Source organism: Dactylosporangium sp. NPDC005572 (genome assembly GCF_040605515.1).
Classification (GTDB): Bacteria; Actinomycetota; Actinomycetes; order Mycobacteriales; family Micromonosporaceae; genus Dactylosporangium.
In genome coordinates, this window is sequence record NZ_JBEXCY010000063.1 from 23954 (window position 1) to 50066 (window position 26113).

At 73.2% G+C, this 26113-nt stretch carries 32 protein-coding genes; 20 read left to right on the forward strand and 12 right to left on the reverse strand.

From position 1 onward, the window contains the following. Positions 1 to 52: 52 nt before the first annotated feature. Positions 53 to 430 carry an STAS domain-containing protein gene (locus tag ABZS66_RS27505; RefSeq protein WP_354762460.1) on the forward strand — a complete coding sequence of 126 codons (378 nt, stop codon included), beginning with the start codon at positions 53 to 55 and terminating at the stop codon, positions 428 to 430. 735 nt (positions 431 to 1165) lie between these two features. Here ABZS66_RS27505 and ctaD read toward each other — a convergent pair. Continuing rightward, a complete protein-coding gene (ctaD, locus tag ABZS66_RS27510; protein WP_354762462.1) occupies positions 1166 to 2902 on the reverse strand; it encodes a cytochrome c oxidase subunit I in 1737 nt (578 codons plus the stop codon). Between the two features lie 151 nt (positions 2903 to 3053). Continuing rightward, positions 3054 to 3380 carry a hypothetical protein gene (locus tag ABZS66_RS27515; RefSeq protein ID WP_354762464.1) on the reverse strand — a complete coding sequence of 109 codons (327 nt, stop codon included), beginning with the start codon at positions 3378 to 3380 and terminating at the stop codon, positions 3054 to 3056. A 209-nt stretch (positions 3381 to 3589) separates the two neighbouring features. Here ABZS66_RS27515 and ABZS66_RS27520 point away from each other — a divergent pair, with 209 nt between their 5' ends. The 5 genes from ABZS66_RS27520 (at position 3590) to ABZS66_RS27540 (ending at position 8101) form a co-directional block, all read left to right on the forward strand. Next, positions 3590 to 4615 (forward strand): LacI family DNA-binding transcriptional regulator, encoded by a 1026-nt coding sequence (locus tag ABZS66_RS27520; protein ID WP_354762466.1) that lies wholly within the window; start codon positions 3590 to 3592, stop codon positions 4613 to 4615. 40 nt (positions 4616 to 4655) lie between these two features. Continuing rightward, on the forward strand, positions 4656 to 5255 hold the full coding sequence (locus ABZS66_RS27525; protein WP_354762468.1) for a transcriptional regulator: 600 nt from the start codon (positions 4656 to 4658) through the stop codon (positions 5253 to 5255). After that, positions 5252 to 6112, forward strand: a complete 861-nt coding sequence (locus ABZS66_RS27530; protein ID WP_354762470.1) for an NADP-dependent oxidoreductase — start codon at positions 5252 to 5254, stop codon at positions 6110 to 6112. The genes ABZS66_RS27525 and ABZS66_RS27530 overlap by 4 nt, the downstream gene beginning before the upstream one ends. Positions 6113 to 6179: 67 nt before the next feature. After that, a complete protein-coding gene (locus ABZS66_RS27535) occupies positions 6180 to 6974 on the forward strand; it encodes a hypothetical protein (protein ID WP_354762472.1) in 795 nt (264 codons plus the stop codon). A 170-nt stretch (positions 6975 to 7144) separates the two neighbouring features. Further along, positions 7145 to 8101, forward strand: a complete 957-nt coding sequence (locus ABZS66_RS27540; protein WP_354762474.1) for an acetylxylan esterase — start codon at positions 7145 to 7147, stop codon at positions 8099 to 8101. On the opposite strand, the gene ABZS66_RS27545 is transcribed toward ABZS66_RS27540, so the two are convergent. Both ABZS66_RS27545 and ABZS66_RS27550 read right to left on the reverse strand, forming a co-directional pair. Then, positions 8088 to 8294 (reverse strand): RNA-binding S4 domain-containing protein, encoded by a 207-nt coding sequence (locus ABZS66_RS27545; protein WP_354762476.1) that lies wholly within the window; start codon positions 8292 to 8294, stop codon positions 8088 to 8090. The two genes, ABZS66_RS27540 and ABZS66_RS27545, sit on opposite strands and share 14 nt — an antisense overlap. Next, on the reverse strand, positions 8291 to 8686 hold the full coding sequence (locus ABZS66_RS27550; protein ID WP_354762478.1) for an ankyrin repeat domain-containing protein: 396 nt from the start codon (positions 8684 to 8686) through the stop codon (positions 8291 to 8293). Before ABZS66_RS27550 ends, ABZS66_RS27545 begins: the two co-directional genes overlap by 4 nt. A gap of 92 nt (positions 8687 to 8778) precedes the next feature. Here ABZS66_RS27550 and ABZS66_RS27555 point away from each other — a divergent pair, with 92 nt between their 5' ends. The 6 genes from ABZS66_RS27555 to ABZS66_RS27580 all read left to right on the forward strand — a co-directional run bounded on the left by ABZS66_RS27555 (position 8779) and on the right by ABZS66_RS27580 (position 14430). Further along, positions 8779 to 9324 carry a hypothetical protein gene (locus tag ABZS66_RS27555; RefSeq protein WP_354762480.1) on the forward strand — a complete coding sequence of 182 codons (546 nt, stop codon included), beginning with the start codon at positions 8779 to 8781 and terminating at the stop codon, positions 9322 to 9324. A gap of 111 nt (positions 9325 to 9435) precedes the next feature. After that, on the forward strand, positions 9436 to 9942 hold the full coding sequence (locus ABZS66_RS27560; RefSeq protein WP_354762482.1) for a hypothetical protein: 507 nt from the start codon (positions 9436 to 9438) through the stop codon (positions 9940 to 9942). A 225-nt stretch (positions 9943 to 10167) separates the two neighbouring features. Continuing rightward, positions 10168 to 10998 carry a M20/M25/M40 family metallo-hydrolase gene (locus ABZS66_RS27565; protein ID WP_354762484.1) on the forward strand — a complete coding sequence of 277 codons (831 nt, stop codon included), beginning with the start codon at positions 10168 to 10170 and terminating at the stop codon, positions 10996 to 10998. Between the two features lie 31 nt (positions 10999 to 11029). After that, a complete protein-coding gene (locus ABZS66_RS27570) occupies positions 11030 to 12400 on the forward strand; it encodes a cation:dicarboxylase symporter family transporter (RefSeq protein ID WP_354762486.1) in 1371 nt (456 codons plus the stop codon). A gap of 505 nt (positions 12401 to 12905) precedes the next feature. Next, positions 12906 to 13685, forward strand: coding sequence for a hypothetical protein (locus ABZS66_RS27575; RefSeq protein ID WP_354762488.1), 780 nt, complete (start codon positions 12906 to 12908; stop codon positions 13683 to 13685). A 73-nt stretch (positions 13686 to 13758) separates the two neighbouring features. Next, positions 13759 to 14430 carry an MOSC domain-containing protein gene (locus tag ABZS66_RS27580; protein ID WP_354762541.1) on the forward strand — a complete coding sequence of 224 codons (672 nt, stop codon included), beginning with the start codon at positions 13759 to 13761 and terminating at the stop codon, positions 14428 to 14430. On the opposite strand, the gene ABZS66_RS27585 is transcribed toward ABZS66_RS27580, so the two are convergent. The 6 genes from ABZS66_RS27585 to ABZS66_RS27610 all read right to left on the reverse strand — a co-directional run bounded on the left by ABZS66_RS27585 (position 14393) and on the right by ABZS66_RS27610 (position 18018). Beyond that, positions 14393 to 15256 (reverse strand): class III extradiol ring-cleavage dioxygenase, encoded by an 864-nt coding sequence (locus ABZS66_RS27585; protein WP_354762490.1) that lies wholly within the window; start codon positions 15254 to 15256, stop codon positions 14393 to 14395. The genes ABZS66_RS27580 and ABZS66_RS27585 overlap by 38 nt on opposite strands. A 42-nt stretch (positions 15257 to 15298) precedes the next feature. Beyond that, entirely contained in the window at positions 15299 to 15523 is a 225-nt protein-coding gene (locus ABZS66_RS27590; RefSeq protein WP_354762492.1) for a hypothetical protein, read from the reverse strand. A gap of 62 nt (positions 15524 to 15585) precedes the next feature. Then, positions 15586 to 16248, reverse strand: a complete 663-nt coding sequence (locus ABZS66_RS27595) for a phosphotransferase (protein WP_354762494.1) — start codon at positions 16246 to 16248, stop codon at positions 15586 to 15588. 36 nt (positions 16249 to 16284) lie between these two features. Continuing rightward, on the reverse strand, positions 16285 to 16893 hold the full coding sequence (locus ABZS66_RS27600) for a response regulator transcription factor (RefSeq protein WP_354762496.1): 609 nt from the start codon (positions 16891 to 16893) through the stop codon (positions 16285 to 16287). 41 nt (positions 16894 to 16934) lie between these two features. Continuing rightward, positions 16935 to 17681 (reverse strand): hypothetical protein, encoded by a 747-nt coding sequence (locus tag ABZS66_RS27605; RefSeq protein WP_354762498.1) that lies wholly within the window; start codon positions 17679 to 17681, stop codon positions 16935 to 16937. Positions 17682 to 17724: 43 nt separating this feature from the next. Then, positions 17725 to 18018, reverse strand: coding sequence for a hypothetical protein (locus tag ABZS66_RS27610; RefSeq protein WP_354762499.1), 294 nt, complete (start codon positions 18016 to 18018; stop codon positions 17725 to 17727). A gap of 103 nt (positions 18019 to 18121) precedes the next feature. Between ABZS66_RS27610 and ABZS66_RS27615 the strand changes: the two genes are divergently transcribed. Further along, positions 18122 to 18733 carry a thymidine kinase gene (locus ABZS66_RS27615; protein ID WP_354762501.1) on the forward strand — a complete coding sequence of 204 codons (612 nt, stop codon included), beginning with the start codon at positions 18122 to 18124 and terminating at the stop codon, positions 18731 to 18733. Here ABZS66_RS27615 and ABZS66_RS27620 read toward each other — a convergent pair. Next, positions 18675 to 20150, reverse strand: a complete 1476-nt coding sequence (locus tag ABZS66_RS27620) for an SMI1/KNR4 family protein (protein WP_354762503.1) — start codon at positions 20148 to 20150, stop codon at positions 18675 to 18677. The two genes, ABZS66_RS27615 and ABZS66_RS27620, sit on opposite strands and share 59 nt — an antisense overlap. A 158-nt stretch (positions 20151 to 20308) precedes the next feature. Here ABZS66_RS27620 and ABZS66_RS27625 point away from each other — a divergent pair, with 158 nt between their 5' ends. From ABZS66_RS27625 to ABZS66_RS27635, 3 genes are all read left to right on the forward strand, one after another. Next, positions 20309 to 20602, forward strand: coding sequence for a metal-sensitive transcriptional regulator (locus ABZS66_RS27625; protein WP_354762505.1), 294 nt, complete (start codon positions 20309 to 20311; stop codon positions 20600 to 20602). 66 nt (positions 20603 to 20668) lie between these two features. Further along, on the forward strand, positions 20669 to 21157 hold the full coding sequence (locus tag ABZS66_RS27630) for a hypothetical protein (protein WP_354762507.1): 489 nt from the start codon (positions 20669 to 20671) through the stop codon (positions 21155 to 21157). 33 nt (positions 21158 to 21190) lie between these two features. After that, positions 21191 to 21661, forward strand: coding sequence for a macro domain-containing protein (locus tag ABZS66_RS27635; RefSeq protein WP_354762509.1), 471 nt, complete (start codon positions 21191 to 21193; stop codon positions 21659 to 21661). Between the two features lie 226 nt (positions 21662 to 21887). Here ABZS66_RS27635 and ABZS66_RS27640 read toward each other — a convergent pair whose 3' ends face one another. Then, a complete protein-coding gene (locus ABZS66_RS27640; protein WP_354762511.1) occupies positions 21888 to 22301 on the reverse strand; it encodes a DUF1801 domain-containing protein in 414 nt (137 codons plus the stop codon). 87 nt (positions 22302 to 22388) lie between these two features. Between ABZS66_RS27640 and ABZS66_RS27645 the strand changes: the two genes are divergently transcribed. The 4 genes from ABZS66_RS27645 to ABZS66_RS27660 all read left to right on the forward strand — a co-directional run bounded on the left by ABZS66_RS27645 (position 22389) and on the right by ABZS66_RS27660 (position 26030). Beyond that, entirely contained in the window at positions 22389 to 23306 is a 918-nt protein-coding gene (locus ABZS66_RS27645) for a phosphatase PAP2 family protein (RefSeq protein ID WP_354762513.1), read from the forward strand. Between the two features lie 8 nt (positions 23307 to 23314). Next, positions 23315 to 23995: a response regulator transcription factor gene (locus tag ABZS66_RS27650; RefSeq protein ID WP_354762515.1), complete on the forward strand. Its 681-nt coding sequence runs from the start codon at positions 23315 to 23317 to the stop codon at positions 23993 to 23995. A 119-nt stretch (positions 23996 to 24114) separates the two neighbouring features. Then, a complete protein-coding gene (locus tag ABZS66_RS27655; protein WP_354762517.1) occupies positions 24115 to 25536 on the forward strand; it encodes an ATP-binding protein in 1422 nt (473 codons plus the stop codon). Then, complete coding sequence (locus tag ABZS66_RS27660) at positions 25533 to 26030, forward strand: hypothetical protein (RefSeq protein ID WP_354762519.1); 498 nt, start codon at positions 25533 to 25535, stop codon at positions 26028 to 26030. The genes ABZS66_RS27655 and ABZS66_RS27660 overlap by 4 nt, the downstream gene beginning before the upstream one ends. Positions 26031 to 26113 lie beyond the last annotated feature (83 nt).

The following is a 26113-nucleotide window of genomic DNA, read 5'->3' on the forward strand; positions in this document are numbered from 1 at the left end:
CGGGACCTCGAAGGGTCGTCCATGGTGGACGGCTCAGCACCAGGAGGGTCACGTGAAGTTGTCGATCGAGACTCGCCCTTCGGATCAGCGCGAGGCAGTGCTGACACTGAGCGGCGAAATCGACTATGAGACCGCTCAAGAGCTCCGCACAGCAGTGAGCTCAGTGCTCGACGGAAGCATCGACCTCCTGGTCATCGACCTTGCGGGGGTCACGTTCCTCGACTCCACCGGCATCGGCACCCTGGTCGTTGCCAAGCGCATCTGCCACAGCATGGGCGTAAAGCTCGACATCCGCCGCCCGAACCCGTTCATCGCGCGGCTGTTCGCTGTCGTGGGTGTGAGCGACATCCTGGACGTGCCGATTCCGCCCGGCACCGTCTCCGGCCGGCTCCCCCAGCCGCGTGAGCGCGGAGTAACCACGCCGGCCTGATCCGGCCCGACATCTGCTGTCGACTCGCTCGGGGCCGGCCACGTCCGTGACCCCGGGCGAGTGAACCCCCGGGTCTGCGCACTTCCCGTGCATCGCGGGGCTCCCATGATCAAGGGAAGCATCTGGCTGTCATAGCAACCAGAAGTTTCCCTCGATCATGGACCACGCCACCCACGAGGGGCAGACGGGTCGCGGCTTCCGGGATGAACGGGACAATTCGCCCGGCCTTCGCGTGCCGGCCGGTCCGACGGAACGGCTGCACCTCGCACGCAGGCTCCGGCGGGGTCCGAGGGCTCGGGGCGCCCCGAGAGGGGGCTCAGGAGAGCCACCAACAGGATCAAACGCTATCCAGGTGCCCCAGGAGACCCTCGGCACGTAACACGCGTGAAACAAAGCTTCTGCCGGGCCGAACGGTGGCACGCGCGGAAGTAGTGGACCGAAGGGGAATGCGCGGCGCAGGCGGGCCGACGGAGCTACCGGCCCGAGGCACGGCCAGCTCGGGGCCTGCGGAATCGCCGGCCCCAGGCAAGGGCAGCTCGGGGCCCGCGTCGGCGACCCCGGGCGGCCGGAGCGCGGTCTGCTGTAGCGGAGACGGCCGCCCCCGGCGGCGCAGACGCGGACCGCCCCCGGCCTTCGCGGCGGCGCAGACGCGGACCGCCCCCGAGCCCTTGCGGCGGCTCAGACGCGAACCGCCCCCGGGCCCTTGCGGCGCCGGGGGCGGTTGAGCGGAAAACCCTAGTGCTGTTCCTCGTACGTGGCGCCGCCGTCGGCCTCGTGGCTCAGCGGGCGGGCGCCGCCGGGCGGTGGGGCCTCCAGGGAGTGGCCGGGTGCGTGTGCCGGGTAGCGGGCGTCGAACGCCGGGCGCTCGGAGCGGATGCGCGGCATGCTGTCGAAGTTGCGCAGCGGGGGCGGGCAGCTCGTGGCCCACTCCAGCGACATGCCGTGGCCCCACGGGTCGTTGACCTCGACGACGCGGCCGGTCTTGTACGACTTCCACACGTTCCAGATGAACGGCAGGGTCGACAGGCCGGTGATGAACGAGCCGATCGTGGAGATCGTGTTCAGCGTGGTGAAGCCGTCGGACGCCAGGTAGTCGGCGTACCGGCGGGGCATGCCCTGCGTGCCCAGCCAGTGCTGCACCAGGAACGTGGTGTGGAAGCCGATCGTGGTGAGCCAGAAGTGGACCTTGCCCAGGCGGTCGTCGAGCATCCGGCCGGTCATCTTCGGGAACCAGAAGTAGATGCCGGCGTACACCGCGAACACGATGGTGCCGAAGAGCACGTAGTGGAAGTGGGCCACCACGAAGTACGTGTCCGAGACGTGGAAGTCGATCGGCGGGCTGGCCAGCAGCACGCCCGAAAGGCCGCCGAAGAGGAAGGTCACCAGGAAGCCGATCGCGAAGAGCATCGGTGTCTCGAAGGTGATCTGGCCGCGCCACATCGTGCCGATCCAGTTGAAGAACTTCATGCCGGTCGGCACGGCGATGACGAAGCTCAGGAAGGAGAAGAACGGCATGAGGACCTGGCCGGTCGCGAACATGTGGTGGGCCCACACGCTCATCGACAGGGCGCCGATCGCGATCGTGGCGCCGACGAGGCCCTTGTAGCCGAAGACCGGCTTGCGGCTGAAGACCGGGATGACCTCCGTGATGATGCCGAAGAACGGCAGCGCCACGATGTACACCTCGGGGTGGCCGAAGAACCAGAACAGGTGCTGCCAGAGCATCGCGCCGCCGGTGCCGGCGTCGTAGACGTGGGCACCCAGCCGGCGGTCGGCCTCCAGCGCCAGCAGGGCGGCGGCCAGGATCGGGAAGACCATGATCACCAGGACGCTCGTGACCAGGATGTTCCAGGTGAACATCGGCATCCGGAACATGGTCATGCCGGGTGCGCGCAGGGTCAGGATCGTGGTGATCATGTTGACGGCGCCGAGGATGGTGCCCAGGCCGGAGAGGACCAGGCCGACGATCCACAGGTCGGCGCCCACGCCGGGCGAGTTGATGATGCTGTTCAGCGGCGCGTAGGCGAACCAGCCGAAGTCCGCGGCGCCGCCCGGCGTGATGAACCCGACCAGGGTGATCGAGCCACCGAACGCGTAGAGCCAGTAGGCGAACGAGTTCAGCCGGGGGAACGAGACGTCGGGCGCGCCGATCTGCAGCGGCGTGATGTAGTTCGCGAACGCGAAGACGATCGGCGTCGCGAAGAACAGCAGCATGATCGTGCCGTGCATGGTGAACAGCTGGTTGTACTGCTCCGGCGACAGGAACTGCAGACCCGGCCGGGCCAGCTCGGCGCGCATGAGCAGCGCCATGAAGCCGCCGATCATGAAGAACACGAACGACGTGATCAGGTACATCAAGCCGATCTGCTTGGCGTCCGTGGTCCGCAACAGCCGAGCGAACGCCGAGCCCTTGACCGGCTGGTGCACCGGCCAAGGCCTGGTGACGATCGGCTTTGGCGCAACGGTGGTCACGAAAGGCCTCCTGAGGCTGTTGAACCCGCTGGCGAGCCAGCTCCGTGAGGCGCCGCGCGATCAACACGCCACCCCGGAGGCAGAATAGTCTCCCCTGTCTGGGCGAATTCGCTGGGGGCGGACGATCTCGGGCGCCACCCGCCGGGACGCACTACGGCACGGTGGGCGCACCGCCGGACGCGCCGAGGCTGAACGAGATCGCACCGGCTGCGATCGCCGCCAGCACCAACAGAATGATGCCCCAGAAGATCAGCCGGTCGGCCGGTGAGGGGTTCTTGACCGCGTCCACCAGCCGGGCGCGGACGGGTGCGGGGGTGGGGGCCACGACCTGCACATCGGCCGTGGGGGACTCGTCGGCCGGAGGCACGGCCGGGGCCGGACGCTCGACCGCCAGTGCGCGCATCACGATGAGGGCGGAGCCGGCCAGCACGAGGAGTACGCCGAGCACCGCGACGATGACGGAAATCCAGTCACGCATGCGAGCAGGCTAGGAGATCCACGCTGGTCACACCAGTGGCTGCGGCGCCCGGGTCCGAAGCGCCGGGCATCGGCGGCCCTGAAATTTACAGTCGGAACCCCGGTGGTGAAACCTCTCGGCAATCTCGTGTTGACAGCGCGGAAACGGTGTATGACGCTGCCTGTGGAAGCGCTCCCAAAATCGACGACTTGCTATCTGAGGAGGTCGCGATGTCGATTACCGCCGCTCCAGAGGTACTGCCTGAGCCCGCCGAACACCCCACGCTCGCCCACGTCGCCGCCCTCGCCGGTGTTTCTTCCGCCACCGCTTCCCGCGTGCTCAACGGCTCCGCCCGCGTCTCGCCGACCGCCCGCCAGCAGGTCCGCGACGCTGTGGACCGGCTCGGCTACGTGCGCCAGCGCGCCGCCCGCGCCGTCGACCGCCGCCCCCGCTCGGTCGCCGCCGTCGTGTGCGAGCCCAACGCACGACTCTTCGCCGATCCGTTTTACTCCCGTGTGCTCGCGGGCGCCAGTGCCGCCTTCGCCGAGCGGGACATGCCCATGCTGCTCGCCGCCGGAGAACGACCGGCGTCACTGCAGCGGTACCTCAGCAGCGGCCACATCGACGGCGTGCTGCTGATCTACTGCCGCAGCAGCCACCCGCTCGTCGTCACGCTCCCCGCCCTCGGCGTGCCGGTGACCCTGATCGGCCGGCCGCTGCAGACCAGCGCCCTCGCCTACGTCGACGCCGACAACCGGGGCGGCGCCCGCCAGGCCGTCGAGCACCTGGCGCGCACCGGCCGCCGCCGGATCGTCACGATCGCCGGCCCGCCGGACGTCTCGGCCGGCGTCGACCGGCTGGCCGGCTTCCGCGAGGGGCTCGAGCGGGCCGGCCTGGAGCCCGGCCCGATCGCCTACGGCGACTTCACCCGCCCGGCCGGCATCCACGCCATGACCCGGCTGCTCGACCACCGGCCCAACCTCGACGCGGTGTTCTGCGCCTCCGACCTCATGGCCGTCGGCGCGCTGCACGCGCTGCGCCAGGCCGGCCGCCGGGTGCCGGAGGACGTGGCCCTGGTCGGCTTCGACGACCTGCCGCTCGCCGCCTTCACCCAGCCGCCGCTCACCACGATCAAGCAGCCGGTCGAGGAGATCGGCGCCGCCGCGGCCCGCCAGCTGCTGGCGCTGATGAGCGGCGAGCCGGCGGACGAGCCGCCGGTGCTGCCCACCACGCTGGTCCGCCGGCAAAGCGCATAAGGCCGCATCCAGGAGTGCCCGGTCGCACGAATGACCGGGTATGCAGCGGCTCTTGGACGCGGCCCGGGCGCTCGACACCACCGCCGTCGCCGGCATCGCACACGCGCTGATGGCCGAGCGGGGCATCGCCGACGCGTGGGAGGAGGTGTGCGTACCGGCCCTGCGGCAGGTGGCACACGGCCTGGAGCCGCTGGACATCGCCGTCGAGCACGCAATGGTCGAGGGCATCACCCGTGGCCTGGACCGCACCACCGAAGTGCACGACGGCGACTGCCACGTGCTGCTCGCATGCGCACCGCGCGAGGCACACTCGCTGGCGCTGCACGCACTGGCGGCCGCGCTGGCGCAGCGGCGGGTCGGCGTGGTGCAGCTCGGGGCGGCTGTGCCGTGGCGCGCACTGCGGGCGGGCGTGCGCCGCAGCACCCCGCGAACCGCCGTCGTCTGGGCCCAGACGGACGCCACCGCGGACGTGGACGCGCTGCTCGCGGCGGCCGCGGCGTACCCGGACACCCGCTTCGCGGCGGCCGGCCCGGGCTGGGGCGCTCGCCCCCTCCCTCCCGGGATCACCCACCTGACCTCGATCGGCATGGCCGTAACCGCCTGCACGCCGGTGTCCGCGACGCTAGACATGGAGGCATGAAGGCCATCACGGTGACCGAGCCCGGTGACGCCGACGGCGCCTCCGCCGCCGACTACTCCCTCCGCGACCTCCCCGACCCGCAGATCGCCCCGGACCAGATCCTCGTGGAGGTGCGTGCCGCCGGGGTCAACCCGCCCGGCTCCGGCCCCGGCAACGGCGACATCCCCGGCTGGGACGTCGCCGGCGTGGTGGTCGCGACGGGCGCCGACGTGGACGGGTTCGTCGTGGGCGACGAGGTCTACGCGTGCGCCCGGTCCACCTACGCCGAGCGAGCCGCGATCGCCGCCCGGGACGCCGCCCACAAGCCGGCCGGGCTGAGCTTCGCCGAGGCGGCCGCCATACCGCTGGCCGGCCTGACCGCGCTGCAGGCGCTCCGCGCGGCCGGCACCGGCGAGGGCGACGTGGTGCTGGTCCACGACGCGGCCGGCGGCGTCGGGCACTTCGCGGTGCAGATCGCCCGCGCCCTGGGCGCCGAGCGGGTGCTGGGCACCGCCGCCGAGGCCGACCACGAGTTCCTGCGGGAGCTGGGCGCCGAGCCGGTACAGCAGGTGCCCGAGCCGGTCGACGTGGCCCTGGACCTACGCGGCGGCGCGGCGACGGAGTCCGCGGTCGAGGAGGTGAAGGACCCGGCCCGGGCCGTCTCCACCGCCTTCGGCGGCGAGCGGATCGCCGAGCGGGGCGGCCGGTTCCTCGCGCCCCGGCCCGACGCGGGCGACCTGCGCTGGCTGGCCGACCTGGCCGACCAGGGCCGGCTGCGGGTCAACCTGCACCGCGAACTGCCGCTCGCCGAGGTCGCCGACGCGCACCGCCTGATCGAGTCCGGCCTGGTCCGGGGCAAGGTGGTCCTGACGCCGTAGCGCCCGCGGAAAATCGACACGGGCTTCGCGTCGCGCAGGGTGATCCAGAAGCGATACGGTGCCCGGCATGACCGATGGCCTCGACGTCCCGGACGACTACACCGGGCGGCGCCGGGCCGATGCGTACCGGCAGCCGCGGATCGCGTTCCTGGTCGTGCTCATCGTCGTCGCGGTCGTCGTCGTGGGGCTGCGCGGGCTGCTGACCGGCGCGCCCGACACCACCCGGTTCACGTCGGGCGACGCGGCGGGGCCGGTGGTGCCGACGCTGAACGGGCTGCCGGCGCCGGTCGTGATGCCCGGGTCGGCGAGCCCGGCGCACACCGGCGCCACGGCGAGCCCGGCGGCCAGTGCCGGCGCGAGCCCGGTGGTGAGCGCCGGCCCGTCCGACCCGGTGAGCTCCGGCGCGCCGCCGTCGAGTGCGGCGCCGTCCGTGCCGCCCGCGTCGGCGTCGCCCGGCACCACGGGTACGACTCCCGCATCTCGCTCCTATGAGGCGGAGGCGGCGGGCAACGGCCGGTCCGGCATGACGGTCCGCGAGGTCACGGGTGCGTCCGGCGGGCGGGCCGTCACCGGTGTGGGCAACGGCCGGGTGCTGTCGTTCGCCGGTGTCGACGCGGCGCGGGACGCCGAGGTCACGGTGACGATCGCATACCTGTCCGTCGACTCGCGGCGCTGCTACGTCCGCGCGGGCCACGGCGACTGGCACCTGGTCACGTTCGCGCCGAGCGGCGGCTGGGACCGGGTCGCGACCGTGACGGTGACGCTGCGACCGGGCAACGGCCGGAACAACACGATCGAGGCCGGGAACACCCCCGGCAGATGGTGTCCCGACCTCGACCGCATTACCGTTGCCCCCCGCTGACCACCCCAGCTCGGCAACGTGTTGAGTGAAGCTTTGGCGTGACCGTGCGCCGGTGGACCATCCAGGGAGGCTTCCGGCATTCCGGCGCCGGTCACAACAACTACGATGACGTCCCGACCTGGGGCGGACCCGTAATCGCGCTGGGAACTTCCTGGTAATAGGGTCGCCCCATGGCCCTCTTCGATCTTCCCCTCGACCGGCTGCGGACCTATCGTTCGGCATCGAACGAACCCGCCGACTTCGACGAGTTCTGGGCGACGACGCTGGACGAGGCGCGCACCCGCGCCACGCCGGCGGTGCTGACCGAGGTGGACGCCGGCCTGCGCTCCCTCCACACGATCGACGTGACGTTCAGCGGGTACGGCGGGCAGCCGGTGAAGGCGTGGCTCATCCGGCCGCGCAACGTCGAGGGCCCGCTCCCGGTCATGGTCGAGTTCATCGGCTACGGCGGCGGCCGCGGCTACCCCCACGACTTCCTGCTGTGGTCGGCGGCCGGCTACGCCAGCCTGGTCATGGACACCCGCGGGCAGGGCGGCCGCTGGCGGGCCGGCGACACGCCCGACCCGGACGGCTCCGGCCCGCAGGCGCCCGGGTTCCTCACCCGCGGCGTGCTCGACCCGCGCACGTTCTACTACCGCCGGCTCGTCACCGACGCCGTCCGTGCCGTCGAGACCGCCCTGGCCCTGCCGTTCGCATCGAAGGTGCTGGTCACCGGGATCAGCCAGGGCGGCGGCCTGGCCCTGGCGGCCGGCGGCCTCTGCGGCGACGCGGTCAGCGGGGTGATCTCCGGGGTGCCGTTCCTGTGCGACATCCGGCGCGCCGTCACCATCACCGACAACGACCCCTACGCCGAGTTCGCGCGGTTCGTGCGGCTCAACCCGGCGCGGGCCGGGGCCGCCCTGGCGACCGTGGACTACGTCGACGGCGTGCACTTCGCGAAGCGGATCACGGCGCCGGCGCTCGTCTCGGCGGCGCTCATGGACCTCACCTGCCCGCCGTCGACCGTCTTCGCGGCGTACAACGCCATCCCCGGCCGCAAGGAGATGCAGCTCTACGAGTGGGACGGCCACGACGGCGGCCAGGGCCACTTCTCCCAGCGCTCGGTCGAGTTCGCTAACGCACTCTGAGCGTCTGCCCCAGGACCTCGACGACGTCGCCGCGGTGCAGCTGACGACCGCGGCGCGTGTCGACCTCACCGTTGACCGACACCTCGCCGTCCAGGATGAGCTCCTTGCTCTCCCCGCCCGACTCCAGCACGTCGGCGAGCTTGAGGAACTGCCCGAGGCGGATCATGTCGCCGCGGATGGTCACGTCTCTCACCGGGCACGCTCCAGCAGCTCCAGCATCGCGGGCAGGTCGAAGAACCGGGCCGTGTCGAGCGCCGACGGGCCGCCCGCGAGCGGGTCGGCGCCCGCGTCGAGCAGCGCCGTGACCGACTCGGCCGACCGGCGGAACACGGCCGCGCTCAGCGCGGTCTGACCCCGGTCGTTGACCCGGTCGGCGTCGGCGCCCCGGCCGAGCAGCGCGGCCACCGTGGCGGGGTGGTCGTGGTACGCCGCGAGCATCAGCAGCGAGTCACCCTTGGCGTCGGTCAGGTTCACCGGCAGCCCGGCGTCGACGCTGGCCGCCAGCTCCTCGGTGGCGCCGGCCCGGGCCAGGTCGAACATCCGGTGCGCGAACGCCAGGACGTCCGGGTCGATCGGTTCACTCACGGTTCGAAGCCTAGCTGTCGGTCAGTTGACCGAACCCGGCTCCTCCGCGGGCCGTGTCTCAGGACGAAGCTGCGATCGAAGGAGAGATTGAGATGCGCAAGTTCGTCCTGACCCTCGCGGTGGCCGCGGCCGCCGCCCTGTCGCTCAGCGCCTGCGGCGCCATCGACCTGACCAAGCAGAACAACGACCAGCCGGCCGCGGCCGCGCAGAGCGAGGCGCCCGCCGCCGCCAGCTCGGCCCCCGCGACCAACGTCGTGGGCCTCAAGGTCGCCCAGAACGACACCCTCGGCAAGGTGGTGACGGACTGGAAGGGGTGGACGCTGTACCGCTTCGAGAAGGACACCCCGAAGCCGTCGAAGTCGAACTGCGAGGGCGAGTGCCTCAAGAAGTGGCCGGCCGTCCCGTACGTCGAGAACATGAAGATCGAAGGCGTCGACCAGAAGCTGATCGGCAAGATCACCCGGACCGACGGCTCGCTCCAGCTGACGATCAACGGCTGGCCCGCGTACCGCTTCGCCGGTGACGCCAAGCCCGGCGACACCAAGGGCCAGGGCGTCGGCGGCACCTGGTTCGCCTTCACCCCCGAGGGCAAGAAGGCCCAGACCGTCACCACCGACGCGGGCAACGGCGGCTACTGACCTTCCCCTGGTACGGCGCCGGCTCCCCTCCCCCCGGGAGCCGGCGCCGCTGTTGTGCAGATCTCGTGACGAGGGCCGCCCCGCGGCCGCCCCGGGGCCTACGCTCCGGCCATGTCCACGCAGCGCAAGATCCGGGTCTGGCTCGTCCTGTTCCTCGTCGGCCTGGTGCTCAGCGGCGCGACCGCGTTCCCGCTGGAGCACGAGGTGCGCTGGCTGCACTCGCTGCTCGACGGCTCGCCCGCCCCGGCCGCCCTGGTCGACTGGATCGCCCGGGTGGAGCAGGGCATCACGGAGACCAACGACAAGTACCCGTTCATCATGTACGGCACCGACTGGCTCGCCTTCGCGCACCTGGTCATCGCCGTGGCGTTCTGGGGTGTGTGGCGCGATCCGGTGCGCAACATCTGGGTCGTGGAGTTCGGCATGATCGCCTGCGTCGGCATCGTCCCGCTCGCGCTGTTCGCCGGGCCGGTGCGCGGGATCCCGTTCTGGTGGACGCTGATCGACATCTCGTTCGGCGTGTTCGGGATCATCCCCCTGCTGATCGTCCACCGCCTCATCCGGCGCCTGCCGGTTGCACCCGAAAAACCGTTGCCGCAGGCCGTCGAGGCTGGCTAGGTTGGGCGTACACGGGAAAGGAGGTGGTCCAAAGTTGTGTAGCAATGGGACTCGTGAGGTGGTTGTCCGCTAGCCGCCGTCCTCTGGACTCGCACTTCGTGCGGCCGCCCGGACGGCGGCCCGGCGAATACGCGACGGCTACCCGGCCCCCGAGGCTGTTCCGGTGTTCGTCCTACCGGACCCACGCATGTGGGAACCTCGGGGGCTGTTCCATATCCTGGGCCGGTGAATCTTGACCCGGTGGTCTCCGCCGACCGGCTCGCCGGCCACATCACCGCGCTGACGGCCCACGGGCCGCGCTGCGGTGACCTGCCCGGAGTGGCCACTGCCCTGCGGTACATGAGCGACACCCTGCGTGACGCGGGACTGCCGGTGACGGTCGAGCGGTACGGCTCCGAGCTGTACGACGTGAACCTCGTGGCCGAGATCCCCGGCGCCTCCCCCGACGCGATCGAGCTGTGCGCCCACTGGGACACCACGCCCGACGGGGCCGGCGCCGACGACAACGCGAGCGGCGTGGCCGGGGTGCTGGAGGCCGCCCGCCTGCTGCGCGGCCTGGAGCTGCCGGCCCGCACGGTCCGGCTCTGCCTGTTCGGCGGCGAGGAGACCGGCTTCCTCGGCAGCTCCGCGCACGTGCGCGGGATCACCCCCGGCACCGAGTCGATCGTGTTCGAGATGATCGGCTACACGGCTCCCGGCCAGGGCTTCCCGGCGCAGCTGGCCGAGCTGGTCGACCCGCCGTCGCAGGGCGACTTCATCGCCCTCGTGGGCGAGCCCGACTCGATGTACCTCGTGCACAACTTCGCGCTGCACGCGGAGATCCCCGTGTTCCCGTTCATCGTGCCGGTCGTCGCCCGCGACCTGGTGATGCGCAGCGACCACGTGCCCTACTGGGAGTCGCGGCGGCACTCGCTGCTGGTCACCGACACGGCCGACTTCCGCAACCCGCACTACCACCGGCCGACGGACACGATCGACACCCTCGACCTGCCGTTCGCGGCCGGGGTCGTCGAGGCGGCCGTCCGCACGATCACCGCCGCCGCCTACGGGAAGTGAGTCAGATCACTCCCTGGGCAATGTCCTGCCCATGGGACGCGACAAGACCCGGTACCTGTACCTCGCGGTGATCGTCGCCGTCGCCGCCGGCGTCGCGGTCGGGCTGCTCTGGCCCGAGTTCGCGAAGGCGCTCAAGCCGATCGGCGACGGCTTCGTCAACCTCATCAAGATGATGATCAGCCCGATCATCTTCTGCACGATCGTGCTGGGCATCGGCTCGGTCCGGCAGGTCGCGCGGGTGGGCCGGGTCGGCGGGCTGGCGCTGGGGTACTTCCTGGTCATGTCGACCGTCGCCCTGGCCGTCGGCCTGGTGGTCGGCAACCTGATCCACCCGGGCGCGGGCCTCGACCTGGCGGGCGTGCCGCAGTACAAGGGCACCGGCGAGCCGGCGAACACCACGGACTTCCTGCTGCACATCATCCCGGCGACGCTGTTCTCGTCCGTCACGAGCGGCTCGGTCCTGCAGACCCTGCTGGTGGCCCTCCTGGTCGGCTTCGCGCTGCAGGGCATGCCGGGCGGCGCCCGCGTCCTGCACGCCGTCGAGCTCCTGCAACGCCTGGTCTTCCGCGTCCTGGCCATGATCATGTGGGTCGCGCCGCTGGGCGCGTTCGGCGCGATCGCCGCCGTCGTGGGCGCGACCGGTTGGAAGGCGCTGGCCGGCCTGGCGCAGATCATGGCCGGCTTCTACGCGACCTGCCTGATCTTCGTCCTGGTCGTGCTGGGCCTGCTGCTGCGGTTCGTGACCGGCCTGAGCATCTTCAAGCTGCTGCGGTACCTCGGGCGCGAGTTCCTGCTCATCCTCTCCACCTCGTCGTCGGAGTCGGCGCTGCCCCGCCTGATCGCGAAGATGGAGCACGCGGGGGTCTCGAAGGCGGTGGTCGGCATCACGGTCCCGACCGGGTACTCCTTCAACCTCGACGGCACGGCCATCTACCTGACGATGGCGTCGCTCTTCATCGCCGACGCCCTGAACCAGCCCCTGTCGGTCTCCCAGCAGGTCTCCCTGCTGCTGTTCATGATCGTGGCCTCGAAGGGCGCCGCGGGCGTGGCCGGCGCCGGCCTGGCGACCCTGGCGGGCGGCCTGCAGGCCCACCGCCCGTCCCTGGCCGACGGCGTGGGCCTGATCGTGGGCATCGACCGCTTCATGTCCGAGGCGCGGGCGCTGACGAACTTCGCCGGCAACTCCGTGGCCACGCTGCTGGTCGGCGCCTGGTCGGGCGAGCTGGACCGGAGCCGCGCCCACGCGGTCCTGGACGGCGAGCACCCCTTCGACGAGGCCACCATGCTCGACCCGTCCGAGCCGGCGCCCGACCAGCCCCCGTCCGACGGGCCCTCCGTGGACGAGGCGCCGGCCCGGCACCGGGACCCCGGCTCCCCGGCCGACACGACCCGGCACCCGTAACCCCGGCTCCCCAGCCGCCGCGACCAACCACCTGAGCCCGGCCCCCGGCCGCTACAACCCACACCCCTGACCCCGGCTCCCCGACTGCCGCGACCACGGACTCCTGACCTCGGCTCCCGGGCCGCCGCGACCACGCGCCCCCGAGCCTGGCTCCCGGCTGCGGCAACCAGGCGTTCCTGAAGCCGGCCCACCTACGATGCGCCGCCACCACCCTTGACCCGCGCGCCCACCGCGGGTGACCGCCGCTCCCCGAACCCGGCCGGCCTCGCCCGTCACCGCCCGTCCCTGCCGGCCCGGCTCGGTTGGCCGAGCCTCCCCATGATCAAGGGAAACTTCTGGTCGCTATCACAGCCAGACTCTTCCCATGATCATGGGCGGGCCGGGGCTCGGCGGGTGTGCGGGTCGGCGGAGGGGTGCGGTTTCGCCGAATTCCGCGGCGGCGGGCCACGCGGGTGGGACGCTTGGTTGCGGAACGTTACGGGGCGTCCCGGAGGTGGGGTTGGCCATGGGTGTCGCGCTGTCCATCGTGGCTGGGACCTGCTACGGGTCGTCCAGCGTCAACGCCACCGGGTGCGATCGGCACCCCGTCAGCGCCGCCGAGCGGGACGCGTTCGGGCTCGACGGGCCGGGGCTCGTCGACGCCGTCGCCGCCTGTCTCGGGCGGGCGCCCGAGCTCGTGCAGCTCGACGGGTTCCTCCACCGGTCGCACGGGTGGGAACCCGTCACCACGACGCTGCGGGTCGCCAGCGCCTCCGTCACCGGGGTCGGGTCCGAGCCGGTCTCGGTGCGCCTCGGCGGCGCGGGCGCCGCGCAGCTCGCGTGCACCGCGGCCAGCCTGTGGTCGCCGGTCGACGGGATCAGCCCGGCGGAGCACCTGCGGTACACCGTCGAACTCCCGGCCGGGGGCAGGCTCGACTATGCCCACGGGTGGGGCGCGGAGACGGTCGAGTCGTGCACGCTCGAGCTGCCGGCCGGCGGGGCCGGGGACGAGCTCGTCGGGCTGCGGATGGCGCTCGGGGTACGCGTGATCTACGCCGCACATCTCAGCGGCGAGGTCGCGGTCCACTACCGCGAAGGCCACGAAGGGCATCGATTCCGGGGCGTCGACGTCGGCACCGTGCTCGCCGCGGCCGGGCTGCTCAACGGGCGGCATTTCGCGGAGAATGTCAGCATCCGGTACCTCGCCAGCGCCCGCGTCGTCCACGCCGGGCCCGGCCGCGAGCCGACCACCGTGGGCGGGCCGGGCCTCCGGGCCGGCGCCGACCTGGCGCTGACCGGTGCCTGAGCAGCGGGCCGCGAGCATCGGATCGGCCCTCACCCTGGCGGGCCGCAGCGGCTACGGTCGAGGCGTGGCCTACCTGCTGTCCGTCAACGTCGGGTCGCCGGTGCCGACCGCGCACTCCGACTTCCCCACCACGAGCATCGACAAGCGGCCCGTCACCGGGCCGGTCGAGGTCGCCGCGCCGGGGCCGCGCGGCACCACGCCGACCGGCCTGCGGGGCGACTCGATCAGCGACGTCAAGCACCACGGCGGGCCGGACCAGGCCGTCTACGCGTACGCGCGGGAGGACCTCGACCGCTGGGCCGCGGAGCTCGGCCGGGAGCTGACCGGCGGCGTCTTCGGCGAGAACCTCACCACCCAGGGCCTCGCGGTGACCGACGCGCTGATCGGCGAGCGCTGGCGGATCGGCGACGAGGTGGTGCTGGAGGTCTCCGCGCCGCGGATCCCGTGCCGCACGTTCGCCGGCTGGCTGGGCGAGCCCGCCTGGATCAAGCGGTTCACGGTCCAGGCGGCGCCGGGTGCGTACCTGCGGATCGTCCGGCCCGGGACCATCCGGGCCGGCGACCCGGTCGAGGTGGTGCACAGCCCGGCGCACGACGTGACGGTCGGCGTCGCGTTCCGCGCGCTCACGCTCGAGCCGGACCTGCTGCCCCGGCTGCTGGCCGCCGGCGCGCTGCCCGAGCCGACGAAGGAGAAGGTCCGGGCCCGGCTCAGGCCGCCTGGATCGAGCGCTTCGCCAGCCCCATGAAGTAGCCGTCGATGACCGTCGTCACCGGCGCGTCGGGGCGGTCGGCCGCGCCGAGCGTCACGAACAGCGGCGTGTAGTGCTCCACCGTCGGGTGGGCGAACGGCATGCCCGGCGCCTCCGTCGCGAACCGGGCGAGGGTGTCGACGTCGCCGCGGGCAAGGGCCTCGCCGGCCCACGCGTCGAAGTCGGCCGACCAGCCGGGCGGGGTGCCGGCGCCGAGCCAGTGCTCGCGGGTCAGGAACGGCAGGCCGTGGGTCATGAAGCCGGAGCCGACGACGAGCACGCCCTCCTCGCGCAGCGGGCGCAGGCGGCGGCCCAGGTCGAGCAGCCGGTCGGGGTCGTGCGTCGGCAGGCTCAGCTGGAGCACCGGCACGTCGCCCAGCGGGTACATCACCATGAGCGGCACCCACGCGCCGTGGTCCAGGCCGCGGTGGCGGTGCTCGTGCACCGGCTCGGTGTCGGGCATGAGGCCGGCGACGCGCTTGGCCAGGGCGGAGGCGTCCGGGGTGGCGTACTGGAGGCGGTAGAAGTGCGGGGCGAAGCCGCCGAAGTCGTACACCAGCGGCGTCCCCGCCGCCGTGCCGGAGACGCTCAGCGGCGCCGACTCCCAGTGCGCGCTGACGATGAGGATCGCGGTGGGCTTGGGCAGCGCGAGCGACCAGTCGGACAACTGGCGCATCCAGGCGGCGTCCTCCAGCAGCGGCGGCGCGCCGTGGCTGAGGTAGATGCTCGGCAGCGGCCCGTCGGACGGGGTCCAGGTGCGCTGCGCCCGGCTGGCCGGGACGGCGTGGTCGAGGTGACGGTCCAGCAGGGGCAGCGCACTCATGCACCCAATGTAGCCAGTAGTTGAGACTTCAACAAGTGTTGCCTACGACTCCTCCATCGCCATCTCGGAGGCACGGTGCAGCGCCTCGGCGACGGCCTTCGTCTCGGCCGCGCCGTAGACGAGCAGGAGTTCCCGGTCGGCGCCGCCCTTGCGGTCGGTGGCGGTGGCACGCTCGATCACCACGCGGGTGGTGGTCAGCTGGTCGTCGACGGCGATGTCCATGTCGGCGATCCCGATGTCCACCTGGCGAACGAAGAGTTCTTCCATGGCACAAAGCGTGACCGAGCCCGTGGCCCCTCGCCCCGCCCCGATCGGGTTATCAGCGCTGCCTAGTGATGGGCCCGCGCAAACGTCGTGACCAGCAGTTTTGCCTCGTGGAGATGTGCCTGCTCGTCGCCGGTCAGGCTCGGATCCGCCGCCCGGCGGCGCACGGCCGCCTCCAGCTGCGACAGCGGGTTGTCCCGGGTGCAGCCGAGCAGCACGTCGAGGAACGCCTCGGCCTGCCCGGTGAACGGGTGCCCGGGGTCGACCGCCACCTGCGCCACGATGAGCGCGGTCATCGCCACGTCGAGCTCGGGCGGGCCCTCGGTGGTGTTGCGCCAGTCGATGACGACCGGGCCGCCCTCGGTCAGCACCACGTTCTCGGGGTGCAGGTCGAGGTGCAGGATGCGGGTGCCCGGGTCGGTCGCGGTGCGCGCCCGGATCTTGTGCAGCCGGTCGAGCAGGTCGGCCAGCACGACCCCGCCGTCGCGCAGGTGCATCGTGCCGTCGGCGAGGGCCTCGAGCATCGTCGGGCCGTCGAGCCGTTCCAGCACGAGGTCGGCGCCGGACGCCTCGTAGATCCGCGGCACCGGGAAGCCGTGGTCGGCGACGTAGCGCATCACGGCCGCCTCGGCCGCCACGTCGCCGCCCTTGCGATACCGCCGCAGCACCCGCCGCTCGTCGAGCGCGTAGACGTCAGCGTCGCGCCCGCTGGCCAGCAGTGCGGTCATGCCGTGACTGTACGTCTGAGATCGAGGCTGTGACATCTAGAGCCAGCCGTTCTCGTCCGCCAGGCGGACCGCCTCGGCCCTGGTCCGGGCCCCCGTCTTGCCGATCGCCGAGGACAGATGGTTGCGCACCGTGCCCTCGGACAGGCCCAGCTGACCGGCGATGTCGGCCACGGTGCCGCCGGTGCGCGCGGACCGCAGCGCGTCGGCCTCGCGCGGGGTCAGCGGGCTCTCGCCGCTCGCGAGGGTCTCGGCGGCGAGCGCCGGGTCGACGACGCGCAGCCCGGACGCGATCCGCCGGACCGCGTCGGCGAGCTGGCGGGCCGGCGTGTCCTTCACCACGAAGCCGGAGGCGCCGGCCGCCATGGCCCGGCGCAGGTAGCCGGGGCGGCCGAACGTGGTCACCATGAGCACCCTGCAGCCGGGCATCGCCTTGCGCAGCGCCGCGGCGGCGGCGATGCCGTCCATTCCGGGCATCTCGACGTCGAGCAGCGCCACGTCGGGCCGCGCCTCCTTCGCCGCGGCCACGACCTCGTCACCGCGGCCGACCTCGGCCACGACCGCGAGGTCGGGCTCCAGGTCGAGCAGCGCCGCGAGGGCCCCGCGCACGAGGGCCTGGTCGTCAGCGATGAGGAGTCGGATGGTCACGGTAGGCATGCTTTCATGCCGACACGTTTTTCGACGCCCGGCTACCGGACCGGGACCGTGCGCAGCGACGGGGCCGGCACCTCCGGCCGGGTCGCCCGGCGCAGCCGCAGCTGCGCGTCGAACGCCTCGTCGTCGAGGCTGCGCTTGGCGGCCATCGCGAGGTCGGCGGCCTTGGCGGCCAGCCGCTCGATCTCCGACGCCTCCTGGTACGCCTGGAACTTCCGGTCGCGGATCATCTTGCGCAGCGTGAGCTCCTGCTCGAACGGGTGGGCGGCCGGGTCCCACCCGTGCCGGCCCATGAGGGCGTCGGCGAGCTGGACCGCCGAGATCTCGCGGCGCTCGTGCGCCTGGTTGACGATCCGCACCAGGTGCCGCCGCCGGATCGCCGGGTCGTCCTCGACCAGCGGGAACGCGTTGGCCTGGCGCAGCCGGCGCACGCCCGTCTCGGTCTCCTCGAAGGCCCGCCAGGCCGCCTCCTGGGTGCGCTGGGCCGCCTCCCACTCGCCGCGGCGCCGCTCGGCCATCACCGTCGCGCGGCCGGCGGCGACGGCGATCTCCTCGGTGTACCGCTCCAGCTCGGCGATCGCGGCGGCGCTCCGCTCGGCCCTGGCCTGGCGCTCCTTCGCCGCCTCGGGGTCGCGCACGGCCCTGCGCAGCCGCGCCCACCAGGACGGGCCGCCGCTGCCGCGGCGGGACAGGAGGGTCAGGATGAGGAACGTGATCAGGACGGCGGCGAGCAGCGCCAGCCAGATGGCCAGCGCCTGGCCCATTCCCTGGGAGAAGTCCATGGCAGCGCACCTTCGAGGGTCGAACCGGAGGGGGACTCGTCGACTACGCCGAGGTGCCGGGTGGTGCGCGACCGGCGACGGCGCCGACCGGGCGCCCGCCGGGGATGAGCCGCTCGTGCCGCACGAGGAGCGGCCGCGGCGGGACCTCCGCGACCGGCGGATCCGCGGCTGGCGGATCCACAGTGGACTGGCGGCTGAACGCGATCCGGGCCGGTGCGGGCTCCACTGTGGACGGCAGCGCGGGCGTGAACCCGGCGCCGAGGATCAGGGCGCAGATCGCGAGCCCGATCCGCCGGATGCCACGGCGCAGGGGGCTGCGTGGCCGAACGACGGACATGACTCCAACATGCCGCCTCCGGGCCAAGGTCGCAACCGGGCGACCTCCATCGTGAGATGTCACACGGCTGAACGGGCGGCGGCGAACCGGTAGCGTGTCGCCCGTGGATCTGACCGTCATCCTGGGCCCGATGAAGAGCGGCAAGTCGCTGGAGCTGGTGAGCCTGCTATCGCCGCTGCGGTACACCGACGCGCGTCACCGCGTGTTCCAGAGCGCCCGGCACGTGCGCGACGCCGGGGTCGTGTCGCGCAGCGGCGCCGCCCTCGCCACGGTCAAGACCACGTCGCTGGCCACCGCCCTCGACGAGGAGCTCGACGTGGTCGGCATCGACGAGGTGCACATGTTCGCGCTCGCCGACATGGAGGTCGTGCGCGTGCTGCTCGGCCGGGGCACCCGCGTGGTCGCGGCCGGCATCGACCTCGATCACCGCGGGGAGCTGTTCGCGCCGGTGCGCGCGCTGCTGGAGCTCGGCCCGGCCAGCGTCACGTACCGTCGCGCGGTCTGCGACCGGTGCCGCGGCTTCACCGCCGTGTACACCCAGGTCCTGGAGCACGGCGAGCCGTTCCTGCGCGAGCTGGCCCCGTCGACGGCCCTGCCCGACGACGGCACCTACACCTACGAGGCCCGCTGCCGCACCTGCGTCGTGCTCCCCGGGATCACACCCGCGGCTCCCGCCACCCCGCGGGTGGCCACCCAGGCCCGCGCATCCGGTTGAGCCACCCGACGGACCCGGCGACGTCCGCCGCCCCGCACCCGGCCGCGGCGAGTCGGCCGGGCGTCCAGCCGGTGGCCAGCAGCTCGCCCCACTGCACCGCGCTCAGGACGAGCACCTTCAGCGCCGGGAACCGCGCGAGCGCCTCGGTGTCGGCGACCACGGCCGCGGAGAGGTCCAGCCGCAGCAGCTCCGGCAGCCGGGCAAGACCGGCGATCCGGACCGCTTCGCGGTTCTCGCCGAGGGTGATGTACCGCAGCGACGGCGTCCCGGCGAGCCGGCCTGGCTCGAAGCGCTCCGCCCGGACGGCCACCTCCTCGACCGGCAGGCCCGGCGGCAGCGCCAGGTCGACCTCGCCGGCCCGGCGGACCGTGACCGAGCGGAGGTTGCGGAACCGAGCGAGACCGGCGAGGCCGGCGTCGTCGACCGTCACCCGCTGGATCGCCGCCGTGTCCCGGACCCGGCCTCCGTCCCACCGGTACGGCGTCGCCGCGGCGCGCCGGGCCCGCTGCCGGCCGGCAGCGACGGCGGCCCGCAGGAGGTGCGTGACCGACGGGGCGACGTACTCCATCGGGCCGTGGACGTCCCGCCCGAACCGCAGGACCTGGCCGTAGGTGCCCAGCGGCGCCGGGTCGAGGTCGACGGCGGCGTGGTTCATGCCGAGGTCGGGCCCGATCGTCACCCACCAGTCGTTGCGGGACAGCCGCCGGACGCGCCCGTGCGGGTGGGTCTCGAACACGACCGGGTCGGTCATGAAGGCGCCGCCGAGCGGGCCGGGGTAACCGCCCCGGGTGTGCCACTCGACGACCTTCGCCAGCGGGGCCAGGGAGTACTCGCCGAGCAGGCCGGACTCGGCGGGGTCTGCGCCGGCCGTGCCGTAGAGCGCCCGGAGGTCCTCCGGCAGGCGCAGGCCGATCCGCTCCTCGGCGGCCCGCAGCTCGACCTCCCCCACGCCGGGGGCGAGCCGGTCGGCGCCGCGGCGGCCCAGCGCGACGAACGCGGCGACCAGATCGCTGACCTCAGCGAGGACCGCCGGGTCAGTCGGCCGGCCGGTGACCTTCGGTGCCGCCGGGCTGGGCATGCCGCGCGCGGGGTGGCCGGGGAAGCGGTAGTCCTCGTCGAACACGATCCGTGCCGGCAGCGACGGGAGGTCCGCGGTCCACCGGACCACGCACTCGCCGCCGGGGCTGCCGGTCAGCTCCACCGCGAGCGTCCGGTCGCCGGCCAGGGCCTGCACCCGCGACCGGCGCTCGCCGAGGTCGAGGCCCCAGCGGCCGAGGAGGGCACCGGCGCCGGTCGCGTCGTAGGACCGGCCCGACATCGAGCGGCGGGTCACCTCGAGGCGCTCCGTGCCGGCGACGGTCAGGCCCGCAGCGAAGGCGGCGGCCAGGTCGCGCAGCGCGGCTTCGAGCTCGTCCACGGTCGGCGGACTCTACGCGGCCGCGGGCTCCCGCGCGAACTGGGGGACGCGACCGGGCTGCGGCAGCAAGCCACCGATCAACCACCAGGCGCATTCCCACAGGTACGGGCGCTTCATACCCCCTGGGGGTTTACCGTGCCGAAGGTATGCTGGTGGGCATGACGACCGCCGTGCCGCGCGGGTACACCGCCACGAAGGACCAGCTCCAGAGCCGCCTCAAGCGTATCGAGGGACAGGTGCGCGGGGTGGAGAAGATGGTCGAGGAGGACCGGTACTGCATCGACGTGCTGACCCAGATCAGCGCGATCCAGGCCGCCCTCGACAAGGTGGCCCTCGGGCTGCTCGACGACCACGCCCGCCACTGCATGCGGCACGGCGCGGAGGACGGCAAGGCCGACGAGATGACGGCCGAGATGATGGCGGCCGTGGGCCGGCTGCTGCGCCGCGGCTGACAGCTTCGCCCTGCCCTCCGGCGGCGCCGTCTTCCGGCACGGACGGCGATGTGCGATAAAGGCCGCATGGACCTGCACCGGATCCGGCAGACGGACGGCTTCACCTGCGGTCCCACGGTGGCGATGGTGGCCTCCGCCACGCTCGACCCGTCCTATTTGTCCGCGCTGGCCGACCCGGCCGAGGAGCAGCACCGCATCCACCGGGCGGCCAACGTGCTCTGGCCCCGCAAGCTGGGCACGACCCCGTGGGGCGTGGCCGCGGTGATCAACCGCCACGCCGCGGCGCTGGACACCCGGTACCGCTGGCACCGCTTCCGCCCCGACCTTGCCGACGTGATCGCCGCGGTCGAGTCGGGCTGGCCGGTGCCGCTGCTGGTCGGCCGGGTCGTGCCCCGCCACTGGGTGCTCATCGTCGGCCACACGGACGGCGTGCTGTCCTGCTACAACCCGGGCCCGGGCCGCGTGGTCGAGGTCCCGGTCGCCGACCTGCGCACCCACCGGCTGTCCGGGGTGGGCTTCCCGCGCCCGTTCGCGGTGGTCCTGCCGTCGGCGTGAGATTTTGTCGTACCCCGGTGCGATGCTGCGGGCGTGATTTCGTATGTGCGGGGGGACGCGACCAACCCCCAGGCGGCCGGCCCGAAGATCATCGCTCACGTCTGCAACGACCTGGGCGGCTGGGGCAAGGGCTTCGTCCTGGCGATCTCCCGCCGCTGGCCCGAGCCGGAGCGCGACTACCGTGACTGGCACCGCCACCGGGCCGGCAACGACTTCGGCCTGGGCGCGGTCCGCGTGGTCCAGGTGCGCCGGGACATCTGGGTGGCCAACATGATCGGCCAGCACGGCATGAAGACCGGATCGGCGGGCCCGCCGATCCGCTACGAGGCGGTGGCGACCTGCCTGGGCCGGCTGGCTCCGGAGGCCGAGGCGTTACGCGCGTCGGTGCACATGCCGCGGATCGGATGCGGGCTGGCCGGCGGGCGCTGGGAGCGCATCGAGCCGCTGATCACCGAGCAGCTCTCCGATCGGGGGGTCCCGGTCACTGTCTACGACTTCGACTAGGGCCTGGTTCATGACTGCGGTCGGCGCGCGGCGAAGTCCAGATTTCGTGTGCCTCGAGGTGGGTGGTGAGGACGGCGGCCATCTGGGTTTCGTCTGGCGTCGCCCCGCGGAGGTCCGGCTACCGGTGAACCGGGCTTTCGCGGGGCGGCGCGCGGCGGAATCCGGACCCGCCGCAGCCCGGCGCCAGTTGTGCAGCCGGCGCTGGCGTGCTGTCGTGACCGCGCGGTCAGGTGGTCTCGGGCTCGGCGCGGCGTTGTTTGATCTTGCGCCAGCCGCCCGCCCGGTTGTCGGCGACGATCTGGCGGAACATGGCCAGCAACGGCTCCGCCGGGACCTGGGCGCCCTCGTATACGGCCACCGTGCGGGCCGTCTGGTTGTCGTGGCCGCCGGTGACGATGCCCTGCGGGTCGGGGACGATGCCGCCGTCGTAGAGGAAGACGTTCACGTGGGTCTTCGCCGCCAGCAGGGCGCAGATGTTGCCGTTCAGCACGAAGTAGGGCTGGACGGTGCGCTTGATGGTCTCGACGACCTCCGGGTCGGCGGCGTGGGCGAGGTCGCGCACCTCGCGGCAGACGACCCGCTGCCACTCCGGGAGGGCGTCGATGTACGCGTCGACGCGCGGATCCACGACGTAATCCATGCACCCATGCGTACCACGGGAGGCCTGTGACACAACCATGACATTGCGCGGACGCGCCGGGGACATCCGGGGCCGAGCATCGGGCTGATGGATCGGGGGTTGCCGGGGGCGGCGCGGCGGCTGGTTGTCGCCGGGGCCGGGATGTCGGTGGCGGGCTGGGTGGTGTACCTCGTGCTGGTCGGCACCCGTGCCGGGCAGCGGCTCGACCTCTGGCTGCTGCCGCGGACCGGGAACTGGGGCGGGTACGAGCAGGAGACCGCGCTGCTCGGGCCGGCGCGGTGGGTGCTCGGGCTCGCCGGGAATCCGGTGCTGCTCGCCGGCGTGCTCGGAGTCCTGCTGCTCGGCGGGGTCCTGGCCGGGCGGGCGGCCGCCGCCGGTGCGGGGCTCGGCGTGGTCGTGGTCGCGCTCGGGGCGGCGTGGGCGGCGAAGGCGGTGCTGCCGCGGCCCGATCTCGGGGTCAGCGGGTCCATCACGCACAACAGCTTTCCCAGCGGGCACGTCGCGGCCGTGATGGCGGTGCTGGCGGCCGGGCTGCTCGTCGTGCCGCCGCGGGGGCGGTGGCTGGTCGCGGTGCCGGGGGCGGCCGGCGTGTCGGTCGTCGCCGGGGCCACCATGGTCGCTGGGTGGCACCGGCTCAGCGACGTCGTGGGAAGCGTTCTGCTGGTCGCGGCGGTGTACTGCTGCGCGGCCGCGCTCGTCGAGCTCGGCGGAGGGGTCGCGGCTCCCGGAGTGGCCGGGGACCGTGGGGTGGCCGGGGACCGTGGGGTGGTTGGGGCGGTGGTCGGGATCGGTGGAGTCGGAGGTGGGCTCGTCGTCGGTGCCGCGGCGGCCGGTCGGGGCGGTGCCGTGCTGCCTGGAGCGCTCGGGGGGTGGCCGGTGGCGGTCGGGGCCGCCAGTGGTGTCGTGGTGCTGGTGGTCGTGGTGCTGGTGTGCCTCTCGCGGCCTGGACGCCCGGCGGCTGGAGCGGTCGGGGCGCGCGTGGCTGCCGGTGTGGGCGAGCGATAGTAGGTGGCATGCCCCGAGTCCTGTTGATCGAGGATCACCAGACGGTCCGTGAGGGACTGCGGCTGGCGTTGAGCCGGCAGGGTCACACCGTCGACGCGGTCGAGAGCGGGGAGCTCGGGCTCGAGCGGCTGCGCAGCTCGGCCGCCGACGTCGTCGTGCTCGACCTCATGTTGCCGGGGATGGACGGGTTCGAGGTCACGCGGCGGATCCGGGCCGGCGGCGACCTGCCGATCATCATGCTGACCGCGCGCAACGACGACATGGACGTGGTCGCCGGGCTGGAGGCGGGGGCCGACGACTACGTGGTGAAGCCCGTGCAGGCCCGGGTGCTGGAGGCGCGCATCCGGGCAGTGCTGCGGCGCGGGGGCGGCGGGCGGGCGGTGGAGGCGGCGGAGCGGTACGGCGACCTCACCATCGACCGGGGCTCGCTCGTGGTCGGCAAGGGGGACGTGCCGGTCGGGCTGGCGCCGACCGAGCTGCGGCTGCTGCTGGAGCTGTCCGCGGCGCCCGGGCGGGTGTTCAGCCGGCAGCAGTTGCTCGAGTCCGTGTGGGAGCACGGGTACCTCGGCGACTCGCGGCTCGTCGACGCCTGCGTGCAGCGGCTGCGGGCCAAGATCGAGGACGAGCCGGCGAACCCGGTGTTCGTGCAGACCGTGCGCGGTTTCGGATACCGCTTCGGCCCGCTGTGAAGAGCGAACCGTGAAGGCGAACCGTGAAGGCGAACCGTGAAGGCGAACCGTGACGAGCGAACCGTGACGAGCCAACCGTGACGAGCCAACCGTGACGAGCCAACCGTGACGAGCGAACCGTGAGAGCCGCGGTGCGGGCCGCCGCGAAAGGCGGGCTGCGGGTCCGGCTCCTGCTCGCCTTCGCCGCGCTCGGCGCCGTCACCACCGCCGTCGTGGCCGGCGGCGGCTATGTGCAGGCGCGGACCGTCATCCTCCAGCAGGCGCAGGACGCCGCGGTACTGTCGCTGACCGACCGGATCACCAACCTGTTCGCCACCCGCGGGCTGCCCGCGGGGCAGGCCGAGCTGGACGAGGTCGCCGCCCTGCTGTCGGACCGCGACGACACCACGATCGTCGTGTACCAGGGCCGCACGTCGGCCGGTGGCATCACGCTCGACGTGCTGCCGGAGGGGCTGCGCTCGCACGTGGGTGACGGCCGGGTCGCGTGGCAGCGGGTCAGCTGGGAGGGGCGGCCCGGCCTGGTGATCGGCACCCAGCTGACCGTCGCCCGGCCCGACGCGGCTGTCGAGCCGACCGGGCTGGAGATCTACCAGGTCCACAGCCTGCTGGCCGAGCAGCGCAGCATCGCCCGGCTGGCCACCATGGCCTGGCTGACCGGCGGCTTCTCGGTGGCCCTGGCGGTCCTGCTGGCGCTGCTCGCGGCCCGCGGGGTGCTGCGCCCGGTGCGGGAGCTCGGCACCGCCGCGCGCCGGCTCGGCGAGGGCGACCTCACCACCCGGCTCACCGTGCGCGGCTCGGACGAGCTGGCCGACCTCGCCCGGACCTTCAACACGACCGCCGAGACCCTCGAACAGCACGTCGGCGACCTGCGCCGGATGGAGGCCGACGCCCGCCGGTTCGTCGCCGACGTCTCGCACGAGCTGCGCACGCCGCTCGCCGCGATGGCGGCCGTCACCGACGTGCTCGACGAGGAGGCGCCGCAGCTGACCGGCGACGCCGGCAAGGCGGCCCGGCTGGTCAGCCAGGAGACGCAGAGCCTCACCCGGCTGGTCGACGACCTCATCGAGGTCAGCCGCTTCGACTCGGGTACCGCGGCGCTCGCCCTCGACGCGGTGGACGTGGCCGCGGCGGTCACCGCCACGCTGCGGGCCCGCGGCTGGTCCGATCACATCGAGACCGACCTGCCGGACGGCGTCCACGCCCGGCTCGACCCGCGCCGGCTCGACGTCATCCTGGCCAACCTCGTCGGCAACGCCCTGCGCCACGGCGCCGAGCCGGTCGCGGTGCGGCTGCGCGCCGAGCCGGACGAGCTGACGCTGGAGGTCGCCGACCACGGCCCGGGCCTCGCGCCGGAGGTGCTGCCGCGCGTGTTCGACCGCTTCTACAAGGCCGACACCGCCCGCGCGCGGTCCGCGGGCAGCGGCCTCGGCCTGGCCATCGCCTGGGAGAACGCCCGCCTGCACGGCGGCACGCTGGTCGCCGGCAACGCGCCCGGCGGCGGCGCGGTCTTCACCCTGCGGCTGCCGCGGAACGCGCGATGAGGCGGGCCGCGGCGGTCGCCGCGCTGGCCGTGCTGGCCGTGCTGGCCGTGCTGCTGCCGGCGGGCTGCGGCGTGCGGCCCAGCGGCGTCATCACCGGCGGGCCGGCGCCGCGCGCCGCGGGCGGCTGGGTCCGGCTGTACCTCGTGAAGGACGGCACGCTGACGCCGGTGCTGCGCCGGGCCGACCCGCACACCAGGCCCACCCAGACCCTGGAACTGCTGCTGGCCGGCCCGACCGGGGACGAGCGCGCCGACGGTTACACCACGGAGGTACCACCGGGCCTCGGGCCGGTCGCGGTGCAGGCCGGCGAGCTGGCCGCGACCGTGGCCGTGGCCGGCGACCCGGTCGCGCTGTCCGCCACGGCGGCCGGCCAGATCGCCTGCACGGTGGTCGACGCCGTGAGCGCCGACCCGGCGGCCCGGCCCCGGTTCACGGTGACCCTGACCGGCCCGGGACGCTCCCGGGGGCCGGAGCGGTGCCCGCGGCCCGGCTGACGGTGCCGGGGCGGTACCGCCGGCGCGCGCAGCATCCGGTACGACATGATCGATTCGTTTCTCGATCCACCTGTGCGAAGCTG